This window comes from Rhodoferax ferrireducens, assembly GCF_003347515.1.
Taxonomy (GTDB): Bacteria; Pseudomonadota; Gammaproteobacteria; order Burkholderiales; family Burkholderiaceae_C; genus Rhodoferax.
The window spans coordinates 1-22,585 of record NZ_QEII01000324.1; the positions used below are offsets into that span (position 1 = coordinate 1).

The 22,585-nt window shown below is 55.3% G+C and carries 27 protein-coding genes and 1 tRNA gene; 8 read left to right on the forward strand and 20 right to left on the reverse strand.

Features of this window, described 5'->3' with window-relative positions; all coding sequences use genetic code 11:
* Positions 1 to 117 precede the first annotated feature (117 nt).
* From C5P05_RS35365 to C5P05_RS30560, 3 genes are all read right to left on the reverse strand, one after another.
* Complete coding sequence (locus tag C5P05_RS35365) at positions 118 to 267, reverse strand: AlpA family phage regulatory protein (RefSeq protein WP_114973649.1); 150 nt, start codon at positions 265 to 267, stop codon at positions 118 to 120.
* Between the two features lie 628 nt (positions 268 to 895).
* On the reverse strand, positions 896 to 1,594 hold the full coding sequence (locus C5P05_RS30555) for a hypothetical protein (RefSeq protein ID WP_114973650.1): 699 nt from the start codon (positions 1,592 to 1,594) through the stop codon (positions 896 to 898).
* A 72-nt stretch (positions 1,595 to 1,666) separates the two neighbouring features.
* Positions 1,667 to 3,151, reverse strand: coding sequence for a tyrosine-type recombinase/integrase (locus C5P05_RS30560; protein ID WP_114973651.1), 1,485 nt, complete (start codon positions 3,149 to 3,151; stop codon positions 1,667 to 1,669).
* Between the two features lie 327 nt (positions 3,152 to 3,478).
* On the opposite strand from C5P05_RS30560, the gene greB reads away from it, so the two are divergent.
* Entirely contained in the window at positions 3,479 to 4,051 is a 573-nt protein-coding gene (gene greB, locus C5P05_RS30565) for a transcription elongation factor GreB (RefSeq protein ID WP_114973652.1), read from the forward strand.
* Here greB and C5P05_RS30570 read toward each other — a convergent pair.
* The 4 genes from C5P05_RS30570 to C5P05_RS30585 form a co-directional block, all read right to left on the reverse strand.
* Positions 4,041 to 6,266 carry a RelA/SpoT family protein gene (locus C5P05_RS30570; protein ID WP_114974160.1) on the reverse strand — a complete coding sequence of 742 codons (2,226 nt, stop codon included), beginning with the start codon at positions 6,264 to 6,266 and terminating at the stop codon, positions 4,041 to 4,043. The two genes, greB and C5P05_RS30570, sit on opposite strands and share 11 nt — an antisense overlap.
* A gap of 138 nt (positions 6,267 to 6,404) precedes the next feature.
* Positions 6,405 to 6,608 (reverse strand): DNA-directed RNA polymerase subunit omega, encoded by a 204-nt coding sequence (rpoZ, locus tag C5P05_RS30575; RefSeq protein WP_114973653.1) that lies wholly within the window; start codon positions 6,606 to 6,608, stop codon positions 6,405 to 6,407.
* A gap of 28 nt (positions 6,609 to 6,636) precedes the next feature.
* The gene (gene gmk, locus C5P05_RS30580; RefSeq protein WP_114973654.1) at positions 6,637 to 7,257 is read right to left on the reverse strand and encodes a guanylate kinase; all 621 of its coding nucleotides are present in this window, start codon (positions 7,255 to 7,257) and stop codon (positions 6,637 to 6,639) included.
* A 38-nt stretch (positions 7,258 to 7,295) separates the two neighbouring features.
* Positions 7,296 to 8,213, reverse strand: a complete 918-nt coding sequence (locus C5P05_RS30585; RefSeq protein ID WP_114973655.1) for a YicC/YloC family endoribonuclease — start codon at positions 8,211 to 8,213, stop codon at positions 7,296 to 7,298.
* Positions 8,214 to 8,290: 77 nt separating this feature from the next.
* Here C5P05_RS30585 and C5P05_RS30590 point away from each other — a divergent pair, with 77 nt between their 5' ends.
* The 6 genes from C5P05_RS30590 (at position 8,291) to C5P05_RS30615 (ending at position 13,723) form a co-directional block, all read left to right on the forward strand.
* On the forward strand, positions 8,291 to 9,298 hold the full coding sequence (locus C5P05_RS30590) for a serine/threonine protein kinase (RefSeq protein WP_114973656.1): 1,008 nt from the start codon (positions 8,291 to 8,293) through the stop codon (positions 9,296 to 9,298).
* Complete coding sequence (locus tag C5P05_RS30595; protein ID WP_114973657.1) at positions 9,295 to 10,209, forward strand: PP2C family protein-serine/threonine phosphatase; 915 nt, start codon at positions 9,295 to 9,297, stop codon at positions 10,207 to 10,209. Before C5P05_RS30590 ends, C5P05_RS30595 begins: the two co-directional genes overlap by 4 nt.
* Positions 10,210 to 10,344: 135 nt before the next feature.
* A complete protein-coding gene (gene rph, locus C5P05_RS30600; RefSeq protein ID WP_114973658.1) occupies positions 10,345 to 11,073 on the forward strand; it encodes a ribonuclease PH in 729 nt (242 codons plus the stop codon).
* 42 nt (positions 11,074 to 11,115) lie between these two features.
* Positions 11,116 to 11,721 (forward strand): RdgB/HAM1 family non-canonical purine NTP pyrophosphatase, encoded by a 606-nt coding sequence (rdgB, locus tag C5P05_RS30605; protein WP_114973659.1) that lies wholly within the window; start codon positions 11,116 to 11,118, stop codon positions 11,719 to 11,721.
* Between the two features lie 10 nt (positions 11,722 to 11,731).
* A complete protein-coding gene (gene hemW / locus C5P05_RS30610; protein WP_114974161.1) occupies positions 11,732 to 12,976 on the forward strand; it encodes a radical SAM family heme chaperone HemW in 1,245 nt (414 codons plus the stop codon).
* 66 nt (positions 12,977 to 13,042) lie between these two features.
* The gene (locus C5P05_RS30615) at positions 13,043 to 13,723 is read left to right on the forward strand and encodes an HPP family protein (RefSeq protein ID WP_114973660.1); all 681 of its coding nucleotides are present in this window, start codon (positions 13,043 to 13,045) and stop codon (positions 13,721 to 13,723) included.
* 8 nt (positions 13,724 to 13,731) lie between these two features.
* Here C5P05_RS30615 and C5P05_RS30620 read toward each other — a convergent pair whose 3' ends face one another.
* The 11 genes from C5P05_RS30620 to C5P05_RS30670 all read right to left on the reverse strand — a co-directional run bounded on the left by C5P05_RS30620 (position 13,732) and on the right by C5P05_RS30670 (position 21,459).
* Positions 13,732 to 13,974 carry a hypothetical protein gene (locus C5P05_RS30620; protein ID WP_114973661.1) on the reverse strand — a complete coding sequence of 81 codons (243 nt, stop codon included), beginning with the start codon at positions 13,972 to 13,974 and terminating at the stop codon, positions 13,732 to 13,734.
* Positions 13,975 to 14,411: 437 nt separating this feature from the next.
* Positions 14,412 to 15,032 (reverse strand): recombinase family protein, encoded by a 621-nt coding sequence (locus tag C5P05_RS30625; RefSeq protein ID WP_332871376.1) that lies wholly within the window; start codon positions 15,030 to 15,032, stop codon positions 14,412 to 14,414.
* 206 nt (positions 15,033 to 15,238) lie between these two features.
* Positions 15,239 to 15,436 (reverse strand): hypothetical protein, encoded by a 198-nt coding sequence (locus tag C5P05_RS30630; RefSeq protein ID WP_114973663.1) that lies wholly within the window; start codon positions 15,434 to 15,436, stop codon positions 15,239 to 15,241.
* Positions 15,437 to 15,458: 22 nt separating this feature from the next.
* Entirely contained in the window at positions 15,459 to 16,559 is a 1,101-nt protein-coding gene (locus C5P05_RS30635) for a zonular occludens toxin domain-containing protein (protein ID WP_114973664.1), read from the reverse strand.
* Between the two features lie 125 nt (positions 16,560 to 16,684).
* Entirely contained in the window at positions 16,685 to 16,972 is a 288-nt protein-coding gene (locus tag C5P05_RS30640) for a DUF2523 domain-containing protein (RefSeq protein WP_114973665.1), read from the reverse strand.
* The gene (locus tag C5P05_RS33935) at positions 16,969 to 18,489 is read right to left on the reverse strand and encodes a hypothetical protein (protein WP_157979492.1); all 1,521 of its coding nucleotides are present in this window, start codon (positions 18,487 to 18,489) and stop codon (positions 16,969 to 16,971) included. The genes C5P05_RS30640 and C5P05_RS33935 overlap by 4 nt, the downstream gene beginning before the upstream one ends.
* On the reverse strand, positions 18,464 to 18,805 hold the full coding sequence (locus C5P05_RS30650) for a hypothetical protein (protein WP_157979493.1): 342 nt from the start codon (positions 18,803 to 18,805) through the stop codon (positions 18,464 to 18,466). The genes C5P05_RS33935 and C5P05_RS30650 overlap by 26 nt, the downstream gene beginning before the upstream one ends.
* Before the next feature lie 67 nt (positions 18,806 to 18,872).
* Positions 18,873 to 19,076, reverse strand: a complete 204-nt coding sequence (locus C5P05_RS30655) for a major capsid protein (protein ID WP_114973668.1) — start codon at positions 19,074 to 19,076, stop codon at positions 18,873 to 18,875.
* A gap of 65 nt (positions 19,077 to 19,141) precedes the next feature.
* A complete protein-coding gene (locus C5P05_RS30660; protein ID WP_114973669.1) occupies positions 19,142 to 19,465 on the reverse strand; it encodes a hypothetical protein in 324 nt (107 codons plus the stop codon).
* Positions 19,462 to 20,757: a phage/plasmid replication domain-containing protein gene (locus C5P05_RS30665; RefSeq protein WP_114973670.1), complete on the reverse strand. Its 1,296-nt coding sequence runs from the start codon at positions 20,755 to 20,757 to the stop codon at positions 19,462 to 19,464. The genes C5P05_RS30660 and C5P05_RS30665 overlap by 4 nt, the downstream gene beginning before the upstream one ends.
* 339 nt (positions 20,758 to 21,096) lie before the next feature.
* Positions 21,097 to 21,459 (reverse strand): hypothetical protein, encoded by a 363-nt coding sequence (locus tag C5P05_RS30670; protein ID WP_114973671.1) that lies wholly within the window; start codon positions 21,457 to 21,459, stop codon positions 21,097 to 21,099.
* A 73-nt stretch (positions 21,460 to 21,532) separates the two neighbouring features.
* Here C5P05_RS30670 and C5P05_RS33940 point away from each other — a divergent pair, with 73 nt between their 5' ends.
* A complete protein-coding gene (locus C5P05_RS33940) occupies positions 21,533 to 21,838 on the forward strand; it encodes a hypothetical protein (protein WP_198674918.1) in 306 nt (101 codons plus the stop codon).
* Here C5P05_RS33940 and C5P05_RS30675 read toward each other — a convergent pair.
* Positions 21,824 to 21,911 (reverse strand) — tRNA-Ser (locus C5P05_RS30675). The genes C5P05_RS33940 and C5P05_RS30675 overlap by 15 nt on opposite strands.
* A 12-nt stretch (positions 21,912 to 21,923) precedes the next feature.
* A complete protein-coding gene (ureG, locus tag C5P05_RS30680; RefSeq protein WP_114973672.1) occupies positions 21,924 to 22,583 on the reverse strand; it encodes an urease accessory protein UreG in 660 nt (219 codons plus the stop codon).
* Positions 22,584 to 22,585 lie beyond the last annotated feature (2 nt).

Sequence of the window (22,585 nt, forward strand, 5' to 3'; positions counted from 1 at the left end):
CCGGATCATTTCAACGACTTGCAGCTTGAAGCTCGCGTCAAAGACTCTTCGTTTTGATTTCGTCACGTTTATTTTCTCAGGTGATTTCCACCTATCTGTGTGTACGAAGTTATTAGATCAGGACAGTATGCGTTTTGGGAAGGTGGGGTCATAGCTGGCTGAGTTCGGGTCAAGCCACCCATATACGGTCGACCGTCCAACACCGATTTTCGGTGGGACCGCTTTCATGCGCAGTATGTGGCGATAGGTTTGAATTTGATTTGTCATCTTTGGAACTCCTTTTAATTGACTACCCTGATTGGGTAAATCTATTGTTATCGGATTTCAATTGATTTTTGGTATTGCTGCTTGCACACGTTAGATGTCTGCTTGCAGACCGGTAATCCCTATTGACGTTCTCGTGCCATCGGTTTATCGGTTGGAGGGGGCTACGCAAACCTGCCGAAAATCCTTGCTTGACTGGCGCAAGTGACATGGGGGAATGGATGCTCTAGACAAATGAGAGTCAGGAGTGGCGCTATTGGACAAAGGCTGGAAATTGCAGATTGCCGTACCAGTGTCAATGCGTATTCCAGCCTCTGATGGACGGCGTTTCAGGCAGAACGCTATTTGTGAGCCTTTTATCTGTGCCGTGAAGGCTTTCAGGATAGATGCCAACTGTTTAGCGATGGCTGTAAATGCGGAAGCTTTGCGTTGCAGTGATGGGGAGAAGAGCAGTCTGACGGCTCTATTCAACGTATAGCCGTTGAAAGTTAGAAATTGACCCAGCTGATCCGTGTCGTGGAGGCGGCAGTGAGTCGCTTCACTATGCCGGTTGCCGGGCGCATGCCGTGCGTCTAATTTAACAGCTGTTTACACAAAACTCGGGACATCCTATTGGCCCCCCATCTGGTGTTTATGCAGCACTTTTTAGTTTGGCTTGTTTTCTGTCTGGAAAGAGCGATTTTGCGTCCGGCATTCCTTTTAGCCAATCGTAAATCGTTTTTTCAGCTTGCTGTTCGGAGAGCGCTTGCTTTTTTTGACTGGCGTACGCCATCACCTGTTTCTTAATTGCACGGGCTGCATTTAACCGGGAAGCCCAACCTTTTTCCAGCGGGCGGGAATCTCGTGCAAGTCTGAACGCCTCATCCTTTATTTCTTTATATTTTATTTCGGCCCTAGCTGTACCGCCCTTTGAGGGCGCAATCTTCCTGGCGGCTTGAATTGTTTTTTCTCTAATCGCCTCAATCCCTTGACCTGCCAACGTCACGCCACACCAGTAGCGAGCATCTGCCATGTAGGACCACGCCAATTCACGTTCATTCAATTCGTATGCCTTCATGGCCCGCACGTAATGTGCGCATGAAATTAGCATTGGCCCGTATTTGAAGTCTGCGGGTGTACCTGAGCTATGAATTTTCTTGAGATCCTCAAGAATTTCATCACCGCTCATGCTGCCTTCAACGGACATGCGGTTGACAAATTTATCGATGAAATCTTTCTCAGTCTGACCTGGATTTGACATGATGTAGAAATTTGCCAGTTCCAATATATTTTGAACTCCCAACTTCTCAATCGCTGGCTGTTCCCTTGATTGGCGGCTTTCGTCATTCATTGTTTGTTTCCGTGGTCTAGTAATTGCGAAATATTAGATCATGAATGACCGTGGCTTTCGGGCCGTATGCCGTCAGATTGTTGAGAAGACCAGATCGGTCAGCTTTTGACCTAAGGTGTCGAATGCCTGTGCCTGTTCTGCTTGGCGTCGATCTTGAATGTAAACACCGCTCATGCCTTGTTTGATGTGGTTTTCGCATTCATTGATCACGTCGTTTGATATTCCCAACTGACTCATCATGGTTGAGGTCGTGCGGCGCAAGTCATGTGCGGTCCAGCGGCCACCCGCAAGTGCCAGTGCATCGACTGCCTTGGTGCGATTCATCATGCGCTCATCGGCGCTGCGTTGCCTGTCCGCCAGTTGTTTGCCGAACGATTTAATGCAAACTGGTCCGGCGCCTCGACTGTCAGGGAACACCCATGGCAGCGGCTTACCGGTTACGCGGTCGGTTTCGCGCAGTGCGGCAAGTTCGGAAAATTGCGTCAATGCAAATTTACTGAGATGGATCTGATGATCACGCTGATTTTTGGTGGTGGGCATATACCAGGTTCGTGCCACAGAATCGACAAAGCCTAATTGCACTGCGCCAGACTTCTGCACCAAGTTGTGCTCATCTACCACAGCTTGCAATGCCTGTTGATTTGACTTGGCATCGACCCACACCGCCCCCATCAACTCGCCGATGCGGCATCCCGTTGCCAGTATTAACCAAAGTCCGAGCACGGTGCGTCTGTTTAAATTGGCCATGGGTAGCTGCTTGACCAAAGCCTTTAATTCACTGTCGGTCAGGACCCGGTCACGTTTGATGTCTTTGCCGCCGATTTTCCGTTTGCTGATCAACTCGATTGGGCTGTGTTCAATGATTTCACGCTCGGCCGCAAACCGAAACATCTGCTTCAAGTCGGCTAGCAGCATGTTGGCGGTGCGCAACTTCCCCTCGGCCTTGACTGCATCGAGAATTGACAACACGTCCGCCTTGCGTATATCCATGACAGCGACATCGCCGAAGTCCCCAAAGACCCGCCGCTCAAACTGCTCACGCACATACTGGCCACCATCCTTGCGCCCGATGCGTTTGCCGTCACCGCCGATATGCGGTGCCAACTCGGTGGATGCCCAGCGCTCGAAAACCTGACGCACCGTCAATCGACGTTGTTTGTCCAGTTCGGCTTGTTGCTCAGCCGCTTCGGCTGTACGCTTTTCTTTGTCAGCCTGGTCGCGAGCCGTTTCGATGGCTTCCAGTCTGTTGGCTTCGACCGTGGCGAAGTGCTGTCGCAGGTCGCGGGCTCCATTTTTGTATTGCTTTGACCAGCCTGCGGCAATCTCCCGTGCTGCGGCCAGGGTGAAATAGCCTTCGCGGCCTTTGGAGTCATACGCACCAACGGGCAGGGTGTCTCGCTGGCCTGTGCTGGTGGTATAACGAAAATAGAACGAACGTTCGCCACTGGCCGTGATCCGGCCCATGAACCGTCCGGCACCTCGCGGCGCGGGGTCGATGAACCATTGGTCAGCGCCGTTCGCTTTTGACCCCATTTCCTTGTCTGTGATGATGCCCATGTTGTACTTTCTCGTTGCCGTCTGGTTACCGTTTCTTCCGGCTGGTTGCCGTTCGGTTACCGTTTCTCGCTGGCTTTCATTGTACGGGTTTGGTACGCATTGGACACTTAATTTCACTAAGTAATTGATTTATAAAGATATTTATTCAATCTCTGGATTTGATCGGACGTCGTCGGATGCTCATTCTATTGACTACGAACCAAGGGGTAGTGGGTTCAATTCCTGCCAGCCGCACCAAAAAGTAAAGGTCTGCAACTGAAAAGTTGCAGACCTTTTTCTTTTGTATTTTCTAGAATACACGCCAATAATCTATTCGATTAAATCGCAATGAACAAGGCTTTCACCAAGGAATCCGACGAAGCGGACGACGATGATCCGCAATTGCCTTTGGCCCTGTCTGGCGGAAAGAACTACATCACGCCTCAAGGCTATGCCAGGATTCGTGGCGAACTGCTGGACTTGATTGATAACGAGCGCCCCAAGGTGGTGGAGATCGTGCATTGGGCTGCCAGCAATGGCGACCGATCCGAAAACGGCGACTACATCTATGGCAAGAAACGTTTACGCGAGATTGATCGGCGAATTCGGTTTCTGACAAAACGTCTTGAAATCATGGAGGTCTCGGATCCCTCGGTGCATCACGGCAGTGACCAGATATTCTTTGGTGCGACCGTGACTTATATTGACGACGCTGGCGTGCAGCGAACAGTCACCATTTTGGGCGTCGATGAGGCTGATAGTTCGTTGGCGCAGGTCAGCTGGGTGTCGCCCATTGCCAGAACATTGTTGAAAGCCCGGACCGGGGACGTTCTGCAGCTGGTGACGCCCGCCGGTATTGTTGAGATCGAAGTCCTCAGCGTTCAATACCCTGTGCCGGGTCCGAACGGATCTACTGTGTGATTTTGGCGCGCTGCGCCTTGAGCACCGACGGGGTTCTTCTCAGATTGCGCAGCGCAACTTCTAGCTGGTTGCGGTCACGCACGGCAATGATAAAGCGCAAATCCGTAGCATCCTGCGCGGCTTCGTCTTCCATGTTGATGTGCGTAATGTCCGCCTCGGCGGTTGCCAACGCAGCCGCCACACGGGCCAATACGCCCTTGCCATTGGTGACCGTCACCAATACCTCGGTTTCAAAAGTACGAACAGGCTCATCAGACCACTCCACGTTGATAAACCGCTCACTGTCTTTGTGTTTGAGTCGCACGGCAACCGTGCAGTCGTCGGCGTGCACGATCAAACCTTCGCCGCGTCCGAGGTAGCCGACAATGCCGTCACCCGGCACGGGCCTACAGCACGGTGCAAACTTGACGGACGAGTTTTCGCTTCCATCCAGAACGATGCCGCCTTGCGACACCATGTCGTTCGCTGTAAAGCGCTCACGCGTGAGCAATACGGCGTCGTGCTTTTCGCCACTGTCAGTCAGCAGAGTGAGCAAACGCTTGGCGACAATACTGGCAATTCGTTTGCCCAAGCCAATATCCGTCAACAGCTCGGATCTGTTTTTGTTGCCACTGAACCGAAGTAGCTTTTCCCAAATTTGCTGATTATTCCCCGTATCATCCGGCAGTTTTTCAATGCCCTCGGCGCGCAGTGCCTGTGTCAGCATTTTCTCGCCCATCCCTTCGGAATCTGCCTGCGCTAGTGTTTTGAGGTGCTGGCGAATTTTTGAACGCGCACGAGCTGTACGAACAAAGCCAAGCCAAGCCGGGTTGGGTGTAGATACCGGCGCCGTGACAATTTCAATGACATCGCCATTTTTGAGCTCGGTACGCAATGGCACTTGTTCGCCATTAATTTTTGCCGCCAGGGTCCTGTCTCCGACGTTGCTGTGAATTGCGTAGGCAAAGTCCACCACCGTCGCTCCTCTTGGCAACGCCATGATTTGGCTCTTGGGCGTCAGAACATACACAGCATCGGGGAATAGATCGACTTTGACATGGTCCCAGAATTCAGCGGCATCCCGCGTTTCATCCTGGATTTCCAGAAGTGACTGTAGCCACTTGGAGCTCAGCCGGTCGCCACTGGTCGTCTCAGCCGGGTTGTTGACCTTATAGAGCCAGTGTGCGGCCACGCCCGACTCGGCAACGATGTGCATGGCTTCGGTCCGCACCTGAAATTCCACATTGACGCCGGAGGGGCCGACCAGCGTGGTGTGAAGTGACTGATAGCCATTGATCTTGCCAATGGCAATGTGATCCTTGAACTTGCCGGGTACCGGCTTGTAGAGCTGGTGCAGGGTGCCAAGTGCCGTGTAGCAATCAATCACAGTGGGAGCAATGACCCGGAAACCATAGATGTCAGTTACCTGGGCAAAGCTCAGGTGTTTTTCATGCATCTTCTGGTAAATCGAATACAGTGTTTTTTCCCGTCCAGCAATCCTGACTTTCATGCCACTGCTGGTGAATGCGGTCTCAACCTCCCGCTGCACTTTCTGAATCAGGTCCCGTCGGCGACTGCGTGCTTTGGCGACGGCTTTGGACAAAATAGCGAAGCGCCAGGGCCGCAAATGACAAAAAGCGAGGTTCTGCAGCTCCCGATAGGTCTGGTTCAAGCCCAGACGATGCGCAATAGGGGCGTAGATGTCCAGAGTTTCAGAGGCGATGCGTCCCCACTTTTCGCGCGGCGCATCTGATAGCGTACGCATGTTGTGGGTTCGATCCGCCAATTTGATCAGGATGACGCGCACATCGCGCGCCATGGCCAAAAGCATTTTGCGAAACGATTCGGCCTGATTTTCTTCCCGGGTATTGAAATGCAGTTTGTCGAGTTTGGTCAGTCCATCCACGAGTTCGGCCACCGGGGAGCCAAAGCGTTCAATCAATTCAATCTTCGTGACGCTGCAATCCTCCAGTGCATCGTGGAGGAGCGCTGCCATCAGGGCCTGGGCATCCAGTTTCCATTCCGCGCATTGGGCCGCGACCGCGATGGGGTGCGTGATGTACGGTTCGCCGCTGTTGCGCAGCTGCCCTAGGTGCGCTTGATCGGCAAACCGGTAGGCCAAGCGTACATGCTCAAGATCAGTCGGCGACAGGTAATCGAGTTTTGCCGTCAGACTGGCGAAACTGGCCGCCGCCGCATTAGCTGCGGCGGGACTGGGCGCTGGTACGAGACCGATTGCGCCCGCGGATGGAGCCTTGCTGAAAGACGATTTGAGAAGTGTACTCACCCCTCAAATATAGCGTGCAGCCGGCAGTTTGTGATTTTCCAATGAAAAAGCACCGTGAACGGTGCTTTTTCGCGACTTCAAAAGCCCTTACAGCGGTACTTTTTTCAGCATTTCCAGACCCACTTTGCCCGCAGCAATTTCGCGCAGAGCTGTGACAGCAGGCTTGTTCTTGCAGTCAACCTTGGGCGCGTGGCCTTGGCTCAGCATGCGCGCACGATAAGTTGCGGCCAATACCAGCTGGAAGCGATTGGGGATCTGCACGAGGCAGTCTTCGACGGTAATACGGGCCATGAAATTCTCCGAAAGACAGGGGTAAACACTAAGGGATGTTCAGTGCTTTGAATGTTTCAGCTCTTGCGCGACGTTGCGCCGAGAACTTGAGTCGCTGAGAGTGAACGATTGCCTTGAGGTCAAAAAGCGCCCGGTCAAACAACTCGTTAATTATAACGAAGTCGAATTGTTGAACCTGAGCGACCTCAATCGCTGCATTTTTGAGCCGCAATTCGATGACTTCGGGGGAATCCTCGCCACGGCGTTCCAATCGGGCGCGCAACTCATCCCAACTGGGTGGCAAGATGAAGATGCTGATGGCGTTGGCGAAAATCTTTTTGATCTGAATGGCGCCTTGAAAGTCGATTTCAAGAATGACATCTGCGCCCTGATTCATGCGCTCTTCAATCGCTTTTCTGGAGGTTCCATACCGGTGGTTGTGCACATTGGCCCATTCCACAAAAGCCCCAGCTTGCACCATGGCATCAAATTCAGACTCAGACACGAAAAAATATTCGCGACCGTGTTTTTCCTGCCCTCTGGGCGCACGCGTCGTGTGCGAAACCGAGGGTTGCACATGCGAGTCAAGTTCCAGCAGGGCCTTGACCAGACTGGATTTTCCGGCGCCGCTGGGGGCCGCAACAACAAACAAATTTCCGGGGTATTCCATGAGAGAAGCAGCTTTTGAGGACGATTGACAGGGTCGTCTTATTCTATGTTCTGCACCTGCTCGCGCATTTGCTCGATCAGTACTTTCATGTCCACTGAAATATGGGTCAACTCCAGTGCAGCAGATTTCGAACCCATGGTATTGGCTTCCCGGTGCAATTCCTGAATCAGAAAATCGAGTCGCTTTCCAATTTCGCCGCCTTTGTTGATTAGCCGTTCAAGCTCATCCAGGTGGGAGTTCAGGCGGGTGATTTCTTCAGCGACATCAATGCGAATGGCAAAAGCCGTGGCTTCGGTCAGTGCCCGATCCTGTGCCGCCTCCGGCAACACCGTCCCTTCGGTCAAGGCCATGGCATCTCGCCAGCGCTCCATGAAGCGCTGCCGCTGCTGCGCTACCAGCTGCGGTACCAAGGGTATGGCTTGCTCTGCCAGTGCACGGAGCTGGCCGATACGTTCCAGCAACATGGTAGCCAGTCGTGCCCCCTCGCGTTGGCGCGCTAACAGCAGTTCTTGCACGGTTTTTTCAGCGAGAGAAAGAATGTCTTCGCGCCAGTCGCGGGCGGAGGTCTGTTCATTGACGGACAGGCGGATGACGTCAGCGACGCTCAAAGGTCTGGCATCAGGCAGCCAGGCTTTGACACTGTCCTGCACGGCGTTGAGCCGTTGCAGCATGCGGGGTGTCGGGTCCACCACGGTGTTCTGGGTCGTGGACTCAATGGCGGCACGTACTTCAACCTTGCCGCGCTTGAGTCGTCCGACAACAAGTTCCCGAAGCGCGGGCTCGTATTGACGCAGTTCTTCGGGCAAACGAAATGACAGGTCCAGAAAGCGGCTGTTGACAGACCGGATTTCCAGCCCGAGATGGCTGGGGAGGGCGTTTCTGGACTCGGGCTCGGTGGTTGAATTGGCTGTGCTGTGCTGGGCACTGGCATAGCCAGTCATGCTGTAAACTGGCATCGCGACTCTTTGATCAATGGAACGTGCCTGAGAATAACCCGGTTCAGGCAGTCCGGACAGGAGCTCACCCGAAAATTATGTCAAAGGTCAAACCCGCACCGTTACCGCCAGACACCAAGATAGGTGGTTACCGCGTTGTCCGCAAAGTCGCGGCCGGCGGCTTTGGCGTGGTGTATCTGGCGGTCGATGCCGAGGGCCAGCAAGTTGCGGTCAAGGAGTACCTGCCGTCATCACTGGCGACGCGTGCGGCGGGCGAGTTGCTGCCCCGGGTTCAGCCGGAAAAACTGTCCCTGTACCGACTCGGCCTGAAGAGTTTCTTTGAAGAGGGCCGCTCCCTAGCCCAGATTTCACACCCCTCGGTGGTGAGCGTGATGAACTTCTTTCGGGAGAATGAAACGGTTTACATGGTGATGAATTATCTGGAGGGCGCGTCCCTGCAGGATTTCATCATTACCGCGCGTGATCTCAAAACGGCCAAGGTGTTCAGGGAATCCACCATCCGCTCCTTGTTCGATGAAATCCTGCGGGGTTTGCGAATTGTTCATCAGCACAAGATGCTGCATCTGGACATCAAGCCGGCCAATATTTTCATCACGGATGACAACAAGTCAGTTCTGATTGACTTCGGCGCAGCGCGTGAAGTCCTGAGCAAAGAAGGTAACTTCATCCGCCCGATGTACACGCCCGGCTTTGCCGCGCCGGAAATGTACCGGCGTGACGCCTCCATGGGGCCGTGGACCGACATTTACGCCATCGGCGCCTGTATTTACGCCTGCATGCAGGGCTATCCGCCCAATGAGGCGCCGCAGCGGCTTGAAAAAGACCGGATTGCTATCGCCCTGGCGCGCTTGCGTGGCGTGTACTCGGACAATCTGATTGAGGTGGTGGAGTGGTGCATGTCGCTGGACCCCCTCTCACGACCGCAGTCGGTGTTCGCCCTGCAGAAAGAGCTGAGCCGGGAAGGCGAGCGGCGCTATACCAAGCTGAGCGTCAGCGAAAAAGTCCGTCTCCAGTTTGACACCATGGTGTCAGATACCAAAAAGAACGTCCAGAAAGCCACCGGCATGGGTGGAAAGCTCAAATGAAGTTCTCTGTTTTTCAGGTGAGTCGCAAAGGCGGACGGGAAAAAAACGAAGATCGCATGGGGTATTGCTACACCCGCGGATCGGGTATTTTCCTTTTGGCGGATGGTATGGGCGGGCACCCGCAGGGGGAGGTCGCGGCCCAGTTGGCCTTGCAGGCGATCTCAGCGATGTTTCAGAAAGAGGCCAAACCCGAGCTGACTGATGTTGGCGCATTTTTGGCTGCGGCCGTGATGGCGGCCCATCGTCAAATTCTGCGTTATTCGATTGAAAAAGGCATGCTGGACACCCCCCGAACGACCATTGTGGCGGCCGTTGTCCAGGCTGGATCGGTTACCTGGATTCATTGTGGGGACTCTCGACTCTACATGGTGCGTCAGGGCGAACTGCTGGCGCGGACCCGGGATCATTCCTTTCTGGAGCAACGCCAGGCTGCCGCAGCGGGTTTGAAATTGCCCGAGCACATCAATCGCAATATCCTGTTTACCTGCCTGGGTTCGCCGACCAAGCCGGTGTTTGACGTGACCGGACCGGTTGCGCTGCAGCAAGGCGACAAGCTGATGCTGTGCTCGGATGGCCTGTGGGGCAGTCTGGGCGATGCCGACATCACTTACCAGTTGAGCCACAAACCGGTCAGCGAAGCCGTTCCTGATCTGGTGGAACAAGCGCTTGCAAAGGCGGGTGACAGCAGTGACAACGTCACGTGCATTGCGCTGGAGTGGGAGACCCCGAACGGCTTCGAATCAACGCGGGGCAGTATTTCCACCGATACCGTCAGTGAGGATGTTTTTGCCTCTACCGTTCAAGCGGGCTGGCCTGACTCCGGGATGGACGACCTGGACGACGCCGCCATTGAGCGCTCCATCGCCGAAATCAACGAGGCGATCCGGCGTTCTGCTGCCAAGAAAACCTGATACCGTTTAACTCCTATCGAGTCGGGGGCCGCGCCTGAGAGGTGCCCGGCAAACATACTACATACCAGAAACCTAGTGGGACAGTCCCCAGCCACGCAGCGCGCGTCAAGTCTGTCCCTGACTGATCAGGAAACCATGAATGAATTTATAAGGACCGCCGCCCGTGCGGCGAATGAGCTACGGGCCGTGCGCATCACACGCGGCTACACCATCCATGCCGAAGGTTCGGTCTTGATCGAATTCGGTGACACCAAGGTCTTGTGCACGGCGTCGGTCGAGGAAAAGGTGCCGGGTCACAAAAAAGGCAGCGGTGAAGGCTGGGTGACGGCCGAATACGGCATGCTGCCGCGTGCCACGCACACCCGCAGTGATCGCGAAGCGGCGCGCGGCAAGCAAAGCGGACGTACCCAGGAAATTCAACGCCTCATCGGCCGCTCCATGCGGGCGGTGTTTGACCTCACCAAGCTGGGCGAACGCACGATCCATCTGGACTGCGATGTGCTTCAGGCCGACGGCGGCACCCGCACGGCCGCCATCACCGGTGCTTTTGTGGCCGCGCAGGATGCCGTCACCCAACTGCTGGCCCAGGGCAAGCTCCAGGAATCCCCGATTCGCGACCATGTCGCCGCCATCTCGGTCGGCATCGTGCAGGGTACACCCCTGCTGGACCTGGAATACACCGAAGACTCGGCTTGCGATACCGACATGAACGTGGTGATGACGGGGTCTGGCCATTTCGTCGAAGTGCAGGGCACCGCCGAGGGTGCGGCATTTTCACGCCAGGAGATGGATGCGCTGTTGACGCTGGCCGAAAAAGGCATCAGCGATCTGGTTGCCCTGCAAAAACATTCGCTATTAAATTAATAGCTATCTGCGCATATTAAACGAGGGCTACAGCCTTATTTCATGAAAATTGTTCTGGCCTCCAACAACCAAGGCAAATTGGCCGAGCTGCGCGCCATGTTCGCGCCCCTGGGGTTTGAGTTGATTGCGCAGGGCGATTTGGGCATCCCTGAGGCGGTGGAGCCGTTCCACACTTTTGTGGAAAACGCGCTGGTCAAGGCCCGCCACGCCGCAGAGCACAGCGGCTTGCCCGCACTGGCGGACGATGCCGGTTTGTGTGTTGATGCCTTTGGCGGCTTGCCGGGTGTCCAGACGGCGTATTACGCCACCCAGTTCGGGTATGACAAAGGCGATGACAACAACGTGCGCGCCCTGCTGGAACAAATGCGCAAGCTGGACAATCGGCGTGCCGCGCTGGTGAGTACCCTGGTGGCGGTGCGCTCGGCCCTGGACCCCGAGCCCCTGATTGCCGTCGGTCGCGTTGTCGGCGAGATCGCCCGTGAAGCTATGGGCAGCAATGGCTTCGGCTTCGACCCGGTGATGTACATCCCCGAGTTTGGCCAGACCTTTGCCGAATTGCCGGTGGACGTGAAAAATGCCAACAGCCATCGCGGCCGGGCCGCGCGGGCCATGCTGGAACTGATGCGTGAGCGCTGGCTCCAAGCTTGACACACTGACCATGATTCCTATTCTTCCCGCGACCGCCGCTGTCGAATCCGGCGTATCGGTGGCCCACGACATCCAGCATTACATGCGGCCCGGCACGTTGCAGTTGGCCGCCTTGCCGCCGCTTTCCCTTTATGTACACCTGCCCTGGTGCATTAAAAAGTGCCCTTACTGCGACTTCAACTCGCACGAAATGCGCGTGGCCGAGTTGCCCGAGCAGCGTTATCTGGATGCCTTGATGGCCGATCTGGAAGCCGCCTTGCCCTTGGTCTGGGGTCGCACAGTGCACAGCATTTTTATCGGTGGCGGCACACCCAGTCTTTTTTCGCCCGAAGCCATTGACCGCCTGCTGGGCGGCATTCGGGCCCGCTTGCGACTGGAGCCCAATTGCGAGATCACGCTGGAGGCCAATCCGGGCACGTTCGAGAAAGACCGCTTCAAGGCCTTCCGGTCGGCGGGCGTCTCCCGCCTGTCGGTCGGGGTGCAAAGCTTCAACGATGATTTCTTGAAGACCCTGGGGCGCGTGCACGACCGGGCCCAAGCGCTGGCCGCCGTGGAGGAAGCCGCCCAGGCTTTTGATACCTTCAATCTGGACATCATGTACGCGCTGCCGGGCCAGACGCTGGCCGACCTGAAGCAGGACATGGCCACCGCCCTGGCGCTGGCGCCGCCGCATATCTCGATTTACCACCTTACCATCGAGCCCAACACCTATTTCGCCAAGTACCCACCGATCATCCCCGAGGAGGACACGGCCTACGACATGCTGGATCTGATCACGGACATGACGGGGGAGGCCGGACTCTCGCGCTACGAAGTGTCGGCCTATGCCGCCCCAGGTCACCGCTGTTTTCACAACCTCAATTACTGGCAGTTTGGTGACTACCTGGGCCTGGGCGCGGGGGCCCACAGCAAGCTCAGTTTTGCCCATCGGGTGGTGCGCCAGGTGCGTTTTCGTGAACCCAAGTTGTACATGGACAAAGCGCTGGCCGGCCACTGCCTGGCGCAGGACGAGGAAGTTGGCCGGGCTGATTTGCCGTTTGAGTTCATGCTGAACGCCTTGCGTCTGAAAGACGGCTTTGCCTTGCAGCAGTTCTCGGAACGCACCGGATTGGCCATTACCGCCATTCAAAAAGGGCTGGATGAGGCCGAGCGCAAAGGCTTGATCGAACGCGACTTTGTGCGTGTCAAGCCCAGTGTGCGTGGATTTGATTTTCTGAACGACCTGCAGTCTCTATTCTTGCCGCCTCACCGCTGAAGTTTTCGGTGGTTTCGCGCCTTGGCGGGCTATAGTCCGATCCAATGACGACGGAGGTGCTGAACGATGTTCTCTGTATATGGCGTGGGCGGGCAGTTATTTCGCGGTTCGTTGGAAAAGTTGCGCCAGATTGGCGGCGTCAGTGCCGTCGCCCGAAATATCGCCATCCAGGCCGTTGGGCGCGATGGCCGGGACGGCCAATCGACGTCTGCGGGCGCTTTTGCCGGGCCCGCGCCGCAAATTCCTGGCGATGAGACTCATCGCAGTGCACTGGCGGCTTACGCCCAGAGCCAGAAGGTGATGCTTGAGCGCCAGCCGCTGACGCGCGTGGACGCCCTGATGAGCCGATCCGTGGTCACCTTGCCGGATACTTCGACTGTGCTGGAGGCCTGGCAAATTCTCGCCAGGCATGGCGTGGGTCAGGCGCCGGTGGTGAACGGGGCCGCGATGCTGGTAGGTTTGTTGTCGCGTGCTGATTTGCTGCGCTCCGATCGCCTGCCCAAGCCAGATAGCAGTGCGCTGGTATGGCGGGCGCTGCTGGCGCAAAGCGTCTCGGACGTTATGTCGACACCAGTGCCGAGCGTGGCGCCAGATACCGATATCCGGCGCGTGGCGCGCGTGTTGCTGGATACCGGTCTGCCCGGTCTGCCTGTGGTTGACGAGCAAGGCCTAGTCATCGGATTCGTGTCGCGGTCCGACATCTTGCGCGCGGTGGTAACCGATCCGCCGCTGGACCTTTGGGGTTGACTTTTGCGTTAAAGGTTGCGCTTGGGCGAATCGTCAAATAGAAAAAGTGGGAATTCAGCGGGGATGGTACTTTTGAAGTCTGCATCAGACTCCGTGCTGGGTGGCAATAAGGAGTCTTCCCACAAGGCCCAAGCGGCATCGCTGTCAGATTCGATGGCTTCTGGCACAGGTATCGGATCGTTCACCGAGTAAAGATGAATGTTTGACCGTTGAGGCTCAGCAGGCGATTTTTGAGAAACTTCCTTGGTCATGAGGCTCCCACTTGTGTTTCACACATTTCCAATGGTTTGACGCCGACCCTGCGGGATCGGGCTTCGCAGTAGTTTGTGCCGAGCCGCTCGCAAGCGCTTGATTTTTCTCAAAATAGCAGGGAAAACTAAGGGGCGATTTGCCGGCGACTGGTACTGCCGATTGGCAAGACTGGCCTTGGTGAACTTGGCCGTGTGGCCAGTGTCGCCGATGGTATTTGGCGGAAGCGGTGGAAAAAAAAACAACAAGACAACCCGGAATGACCGGGTTTTTTTACGCCTGAATGAAAAATCCTTGTGTCCAAAGGTAAGAAATGCCACAAAACATTGAATAAGCGGTGAAGTGCAGAAAGCCCAAAAAACCATGTTTACGCCAGATGATCGCGACCCAGACAATTTGAATAATGGCAAGAAGAACTAACATTTTGATACTCATGAAATCATTTTAGGCTTGAATGATTTGGCTTCGTAACGCGATAAACGGCTCGCTTGACCACGGACGGGTGAACATCTGCGATATCGGCCAGCGCGTGCAAGGTGTAATAACCAGAGGCGTACATTTTGACCAGGTCAGATTCGGTGTCTGGGCATAAGGCGCGAGGACGGCCACAATGCACGCCGCGAAGTCGAGCCGAGGCTTGACCGGCCATGGAACGCTGACGAATCAGGCTGCGTTCAAATTCGGCCACACTGCCCAAGATGTTCAGCATCAAACGGCCAGCCGGGGTAACAGTATCAATCGGCTCTGTCAGGCTTCGGAAGCCGCAGCCAATTTGCTCCAATTGCTCAATGATCAGCAACAAATCCTTGAGGCTTCGGGCCAGCCGGTCCAGCTTATAAACAATCAGGCTGTCATTGTTGGTCAGCTTTGACAGCATTTTTCGAAGCTCTGGACGCTTGCCAATGGAACTGGTTTTTTCCTGGCAAATGCGCTGGACACCGGCACGATTGAGGGCGTCAATCTGCAAAGTGGTTTCTTGTTCCGACGTGCTGACCCTGGCATATCCGTAAATCACTGTTTTACTCCCTGTTTTTTGAAGCAAAAATTTAACCCAAGTCAAGATTCTTTAAGCTCAGAATTAGGGATTACCCCCTGTTACTTTTTGACCCAATTGTCAGGATTTAAGATCTTCCGGCGACATTTCAGGACGCCAGCAGTTACCGCTTCGCTACATGGGGCCGGCCCCATACCCCCGGGGCCTCATACCGGGTTAACGCTATTCGCTTCCCGGTAATCGTGAACAGCCTTGTCTATCAGAAGGATGATTTATCGCTTGCGTAGAAGTTGGGAGATAAGCAGCTTCGATATGACCTCGACTTTGGTGACGTTCTTGAAGCGCAGGAAGGCGTCCAGCGATTCGACCAGATGGCGCGGCAGATCGACGGACAGCGTGACGGTGTCGTTCTTGGCCCGATGAGCGGCAGTCCTGGCGGCAGCATCGGCATGGATTCTTTTGCGTGGCATGTTTCAGGCTCCTTTTGAATCGTTACGGGTAACGATGCGGCCGCGAGGCATTGCGGGACATGAAGGCCAGAACCGAAACATCGACGGCTTGACGGTCTGCATCCTTGGGGATGTCAGCCATGTCCGGAGCCTTGACCAGCTCAAGCGTGTTGACCTTTTGACCTGGTGCGGCATTGCCGAGAATCTGAGCACGGCAGAAATCAGGTTCAGCAGCGATCGGAGCGCCCGCAGCATCAACGCAAGCGCATTTGACGGGGGTAGCCACACAACCGGCCATTACAGGCGCAGCAGACGGCGCAGAAGCGGACGCAACAGGCGCAACAGCAACGAGGGGGGAAAAAGGCGCTTTAGTCGTCTCGACCGTGTATTTGATGCCATCCTTGGAGTACTCCATTTTTTGCCCGGGCTTGGGCTGATCGGGCGCCGAGGCAGAGGGAGCAGGTTTGCCACTGATACGCTCAGTTAAGCGGGCTTTGAGATTCGGGACAGCGTAAGCAGTACCGGCCAGACCGGCCAAGATGAACCAGACCAACCCCGGCAATTTGCGTTTTTGCTTGGTGTGGACTTCGGCGCTTTTGTAGAGCTTGAAAACGCTTTTGTCGTAGCGCCATGGGGCCTTGGTCAAGGCGTTTTTGTACAGCAGTGATTTGCTGGCATGGTCCCATTCGTAAACAACGGCCATGCCCATATTTGCCACGCGGCGCACATGCAAATGCCGATCGACGAGGCCCAAAATGTGGCGGTCCACGTTCATGCAATTTTGCGTGATCAGGATGAAGTCAACGCCCATATGGCGGTGGGTGTCCAAGGCTTGGATATCGTCGGGGACCTTGGAGCCGTTGGGGCGTGGTGGCCAAGCCTTTTGGAATTCGTCGTAGCAGATGACGGAACCGGGTTTCGCCCAGGTGTGCCAGTCGCGCAAACCTTGGTTATCGCCAGCGTCAATCAGCTCGTGATCGAGCAACAGACCGTTGATGTTGGAATAGATGGTGCGCGGGTGAATGGTGGTCACGCCGTCCACTTCTTGGGGGACGGTGGCACCGATGTACTGTTTCAGCAAATTACCGATCGCGTAGAGCGTTTTCCCCGAGCCGGGGACGCCGGTGATTAACGTTATGCTCATATTGTGATAGCGTAGTAAATAATAACCATGCGCGTTTTGAGTAATTTTAACGACAGAAGAAACTATATAAACTGTTTATATAGTTTGATGGCGGCACGATAACGACAGATAAAAAAACAGGCGTTTTAGCCGGGGTTGACGCCAAGAATTTTGGTAGCGTTTTGCACTTGCCAGAGAAGCAATTTTGTCGTGAGAGCGCCGGTAATGATGCCAAGCGCCTGACCGCCGCCAGCGAGCAAAAAGACGTTGAACAAATCGACTGACATGCCGCCGAGGCCAGAAACGAGCGAGGTACGGAGCTGGCCTAAAAGCGCTTCCATGCCGAGGATGGAGACAACCGAAAAACCCAACGCTGTCAGAATGCGACCGATAGCGGGCGAGATCAGCGCAAATAACCAAGTGCCGAGTTTCATTCGATCTTGCCCCCGACAAAGATAATCATCATGGCCGAGAAAAAAGCCATGGCAAGAATCATCGGCTTGGCGTAAGTGGTGATGTAAGAGCAGTTTTCGGCCCAGTCCACCACGGTGATGGATTGACCGCCGACCATCATCGTTTTATTGGCAGGACAAGAGCCGCCGCCAAAACCTAAATCTTCCGCTTGAAAAGTGATGGTCTTGTCAATTTTCGGAATTTCACCGTCCGGAATATCGAATTCATCTTCGCGGCAACCGTTCCGATTCGGGTGCTCGTTGCAAGGGTCTTCCTGTTTGGTTTCCGGCTCTTTTTCGGTCGTGGTCGTGGTCGTCTCAGTCTCTGGAAGACCGGTAGCTGGATTGATTTTCGTAGTGGTGGCGGTTTCCGTTTTCTTGTCAGTACAGGTGACGTCAGCCATGACATAGACGCAGTTGTAATCGGTCTTGGTCGTGGTAGTTTTTTCCGGAGTCGTGGAGGTAGCCGGTTCCGTCTTAGTTTCAACAGGACCGATGACGGTAGACGGACCCGAGGCCACCACATTCTGTACCGCCAAATCCTTCAAGAGCTGATCCGAGTAACGCCCGGTCTGGTCAATGGTGAACAACTCTTGAAGCACTTCAGGGGACGGCTGAACCGCCTCCAAAGCGGCGAGCACATCAGGCAATTCAACAGGCTCCACACTACTTAAATCATAACCCGGCGTGGGCCGAGACACGATCGAATAAGCGTTGTCGCTCGACCCGACACCACCGGTATTTAGATCAAAGGTTTCATGAACCCAAACTTTAATAGGGTACGCCTCAAAGTCGATCCGATCCACACGAGATGAGCAATTAGAGGCGTTAGACGGACACATCCTAGGCGCCGCCCAATCAGCCACGGCCTGAGCAGCAGCAGCACTCCCCTTATACCAACCGCCAGCGGTGTCATACGGACTCCACTCAAGACACCCACTAACACACACATCGCCAAGCCTGCGCTTCTGAAAACCAGAAGGACCGCCAGTCTCCAAATCGGCACTTTCTAGCCAGTCCATGACAGCAGGAATCGCAATCGTGCCCGCCGTAATGACAGCAAAACCCATAGGACCACCAGCAGCGCCAACAAAACGACCCAAGGCCAAGCCCAAAGCTTTATTGGAGACTTTGCCAACAAGGGCAACGGGAACGACACGGCCCGCAGCACCAAGAGGCAAATTACCCGAACCACTGAGAGCAAGGCCTTTAGTCGCCAAGTCAGCGGCAATGCCAAAACGCCCAATGCGAGCACCCGTCCCAGTCAATGCATTAGCGGCGACGGGAGAACCACCCGTAAGGACTGGAGGAAATCCAACCGTGGTTTTACTGCCCGTGGACAGGGCCATGAACTTATCGAAGGCGGTGTATTGGCCGGTTGCGACCTGCGCGTTTACTTGAAAACCACATAGAGCCCCAAGAAGAAGACAGCCAAGGGAGCGTAAGTGTTGATAAGTTGATAGTGTTCGTAAGTCATGAGTCTGCATGGTGATGGTCAAAAAGTTGGATCAGTTTTTTACCGCCCCACACCACGCACAAGAACGTGATTGCAGCGAGGAAATAATCATAGGAGAGGGTGACCCCTCCGTCATGGGCGCAATCAGGCGTAGCGGGCCAAGGAGAGGCCACGGAGAGGCAGGAACCGCCATTGGTGCGCTTGCAGATATCCATGGTGGCACCGCCAAAGGCCGAGGAGGTGCATTCAGCGGTAATCAGATCGCCGCCGACGATGGCCGATGCCTGCACACCAGAACAGGCCGAGACACGGGCCATTTCCTGAGTTGGATAACAGACGTTTTGAAAAAGTGAGCCCATGATTTTTCAGAGTGATTTTCCAAAGGGCACCGAGGCCGGAACCCTTCAGGAACTAACCCTTAACAGGTTACAGCCAGCCCATTTTTTGGCCCAACTTGCGCAGACCCCAAACAGCGACCATGGAAGCGATGACCATGCCGATAGCCGACAGCAAGTCGGTACCCGCCGTGGTAATCGCAGTCGCGGCTTCAGTCGGCAAGGCAGCATTGGCAGCGCCGACGGTAGCCAGTACGCCAGCAGCCACGAGGCCGCGAATGATGTTTTTGTTCATGAGAACTCTTTCAGAAACGACGAGGAAAACGCCCCGTCCACGTATTGCCCAAAACGGGCGAATTCTTAAGCAGCGCGCAGGCCAGTACCGGGAGCGGAGGCCGCAGGTTTAACGAGTGAAGTCGGCACCACGTCAAACACCTTGGATTCACGTTTACCGAAACGCATCACATCCTCGACATGCAAATCTGCTTCGAAAGGCAAGGGCAGATGATTGATTTTTTTGATGGTGGAGACATCAACTTGATATTCAGTGCCTTGCGCACCACGGGCGTTTTGACCGTCGATCTTGCAAGCTACGAAGAGCTTGCCGATGGAGTACGGTTTAGGTGTGCCGGACTTGGTGGAAACACCTTCTGCAAAATCCAAACCAATGACGAGAACTTTCATGCTACTAACCTTTCATCGAGCTGATACCAACTGGGAACCGTAGCCGCCTTTAGCTCAATGACGCGGACACGGGGTTGAAAATTTATGACGTTTCGCCGAACACTGATGTCCAAACCAAAACGAAGCAATGCGAGGCGGTGACGCCGGAAGGTGGACACGCTCAAATGCTTGTGAAGATCATCGCCAGCAAGGTAATCACGAGCGGTACGGCGAAACTGATTGGGACAGTCTTCGAGGTCGTCATGGGTATGAGTCGCGCGACTGAGAACGGCAGCGCGTTCTGAATAAAGTTCAACGATTTTGTGCATATCAAAACCTCCTAAATAGTTGCAGCCCATTGATATCAACTGGGTGGCTTTCGCCGTTACTTCAAAGCGCACGAGGCCCACGTTTTCGCAATGACGGACAAGGCGAGCCAGATCGGTATCTAGGCTTTCGTCGTCATTGAAAAGCAAGTCGCCGGGGGCCGCGTGCTTACGCAATTCGGCAGACTTGATGTAAATTTTTGAGTAGAGGCGACGGGAGCCGCGCCCCCAATCGACGGTTTCACCATCCACGCGAGTACCGACTTTCAGGCGGGCGTTACCCTGTTGCGTTGCCAGCCATTCGAGGTAAGCGCGGGCGTTCGACAGCGAGCCAGTTTCATAGTTCCCGGTCAAGTCAATACGGCTGATAGTGGCGCCGGTCCAAGCTGGTGACACGGTGCAGGCACCATCTGAATGACGAACCGTGCGGTACATCTTTTTGCCAGCCGAGAACGGCGGCAAGCCGAAGCGGGCGAGGACGTGGTTTACCCGGCGCAGGCAGTCAGCAAACGAGAAGCCGAACAAATTATTTGTACGACCGAACCGGGACACGTTGCCGGAAAAAAGGACCGTATGGCCATCACAGCGAAGTTGAATCGACGTATCAAACGAGCCTTCGATCTGTGATGCGCGTTGGGTCTGCCATTCAATTTCGCCGTGGGCATCGATGCCGCAGACCACGCCCGCATTGATGACAGGCAGTTCAAATTCATGGGACTGGCGCATGGTGAGCCAATCGACGAAAAACGGTTCCGTGGGATCATCACGGCGATTCAAGTCGGCAAACTGGGCCGGGACGTAGACCGGCTGCTTCGCGGGGTCCAGAGGGCAAGGGCAAGCGACGTTTGCAACGGATTTAAGCACCGGCAAAGGCTGATTCTTGGCTTTCTTGATGCTTTTCAACTGGGTCACTGAAAGTAAGGGTTTACCCGCGCTTTTAAGTGATTTTTGTTCACCGGTGAACATTTGGTGAGGTGTTACTTGCATCTCACCCTCGAATCCCAGTTTCCGCCGCCGCTTGGGCGGGGGACACGTGCGGCGCAAGCTTCGCCCGGTCCACGCCTGCGGCGGTGGGTGCACAAGAACAATCGGCCTGCCCGCATTCGCGTACACGGCGAACCGGGACGGTAAAGCGAGCAACTTCGGGACAAGTGGATTCAACCGTCCAGCAATCCAGCCCGTCGGGCGTGGTCCAGGGGGCCGCAATGCGGGCGCAGTAGGTCACGCCGCGTTTTTGGACCTGTACCCTCAAGCCGACCGCTGAAAGGCCGCTACGGGCCGATTCAGAGCACCTACGGCTATGCATGGCGTGGGTGTAGGGCTCGTTCATGCCGACTCAGCGACCAAAAACAGCAGAAGGCCGTAATCGGTGGCCTCTCTGACGATCTCGCGCAAACTGTCGCGAAGCGCTGTATCGCAGTCAACCCAAGCCTCAGTACTCAAATCGCCAGCGGACTGAAGCCACAAAACCTCATTGATGGACCGACGAAGCCGACAAAACTTCTTTACCCACAGGTGACGGTTTTCGTAAAAAGGCGCGTACATGGGGTGGCGACGAATGCCCCCCGCCTGCCCTGAATCCACCAGAGCCGCCAAGCCTTGAATGGATTCAGTTTTTGCGGCAGGCGGAGAGCAAAAATCGGAAAGTGACATGCCCGAGGCGGGCGATGCAGTTATGAGTTTAATCATGGCGGCTCTTGGTTACTTTTGATTACAAAGCGTAATCAAGACCGGAAGCTACCATGATTACTGACGGTAATCAATGAAAAGATTACAGTCTGACATCACGAAAGGCGCAAAAATGAACACAACGATGGAACTTTTCCAGCAGGCGTTGACGGTGGAACCATCTGCAAAAGCTTGGTGCGACGAGCTAGGCGTATCAAGAAACACGCTTGCGGTAGCAAAGATCAGAGGACGGCTAAGCCCTGCGCTTGCTGGAGGTATTGCTATGAAATTAGGAGAGAGTCCAGAGCACTGGATTGCGGTCGCGGCACTGGAAGCAGAGCCGGAAAGTACGCTATTGCAGCGACTTCGAAAAAGTCAAGCCAGTTGGCGGAAGCGGTGAGATTCGAACTCACGAAACCTTTCGGTTTGCCGGTTTTCAAGACCGGTGCAATCGACCACTCTGCCACGCTTCCAAGCCGCGTATTCTAACTGGCTTGCAGCATGCCTTTGGTTTCGATGAAAGAAATCACGTCGCTCAGACCGGCCTGGGTCTTTAAATTGGTCATGACAAAGGGCTTGAGGCCTTTGGCCGTGGTGCGCATGCGGGTGGTGTCCGCCGCCATCACGTTCAGGTCGGCGCCCACGTAGGGCGCGAGGTCGGTCTTGTTGATCACGAACAGATCACTCTTGGTGATGCCGGGGCCGCCTTTGCGCGGGATCTTCTCGCCAGCGGCGACGTCGATCACGTAGATCGTCAAGTCGCTCAGTTCGGGGCTGAAGGTGGCGGCCAGGTTGTCGCCGCCGCTCTCGATGAACACGATGTCGGCGTCGGGAAAGTCCACCAGCATGCGGTCGATGGCCTCCAGGTTGATCGAGGCATCCTCGCGGATGGCGGTGTGCGGGCAGCCGCCGGTCTCGACCCCCATGATGCGTTCAGCGGCCAGCGCGCCGCTCTCGGTCAGCAAGCGCTGGTCTTCCTTGGTGTAGATATCGTTGGTGATGGCGACCAGGTCGTATTGGTCGCGCATGCCTTTGCAGAGCATTTCCAGCAAGGTGGTTTTGCCAGAGCCGACCGGGCCGCCGATGCCGACACGCAGGGGCGGCAGGTTCTTGGTGCGATGAGCGATGTGGTGCAGTGCGGACATGG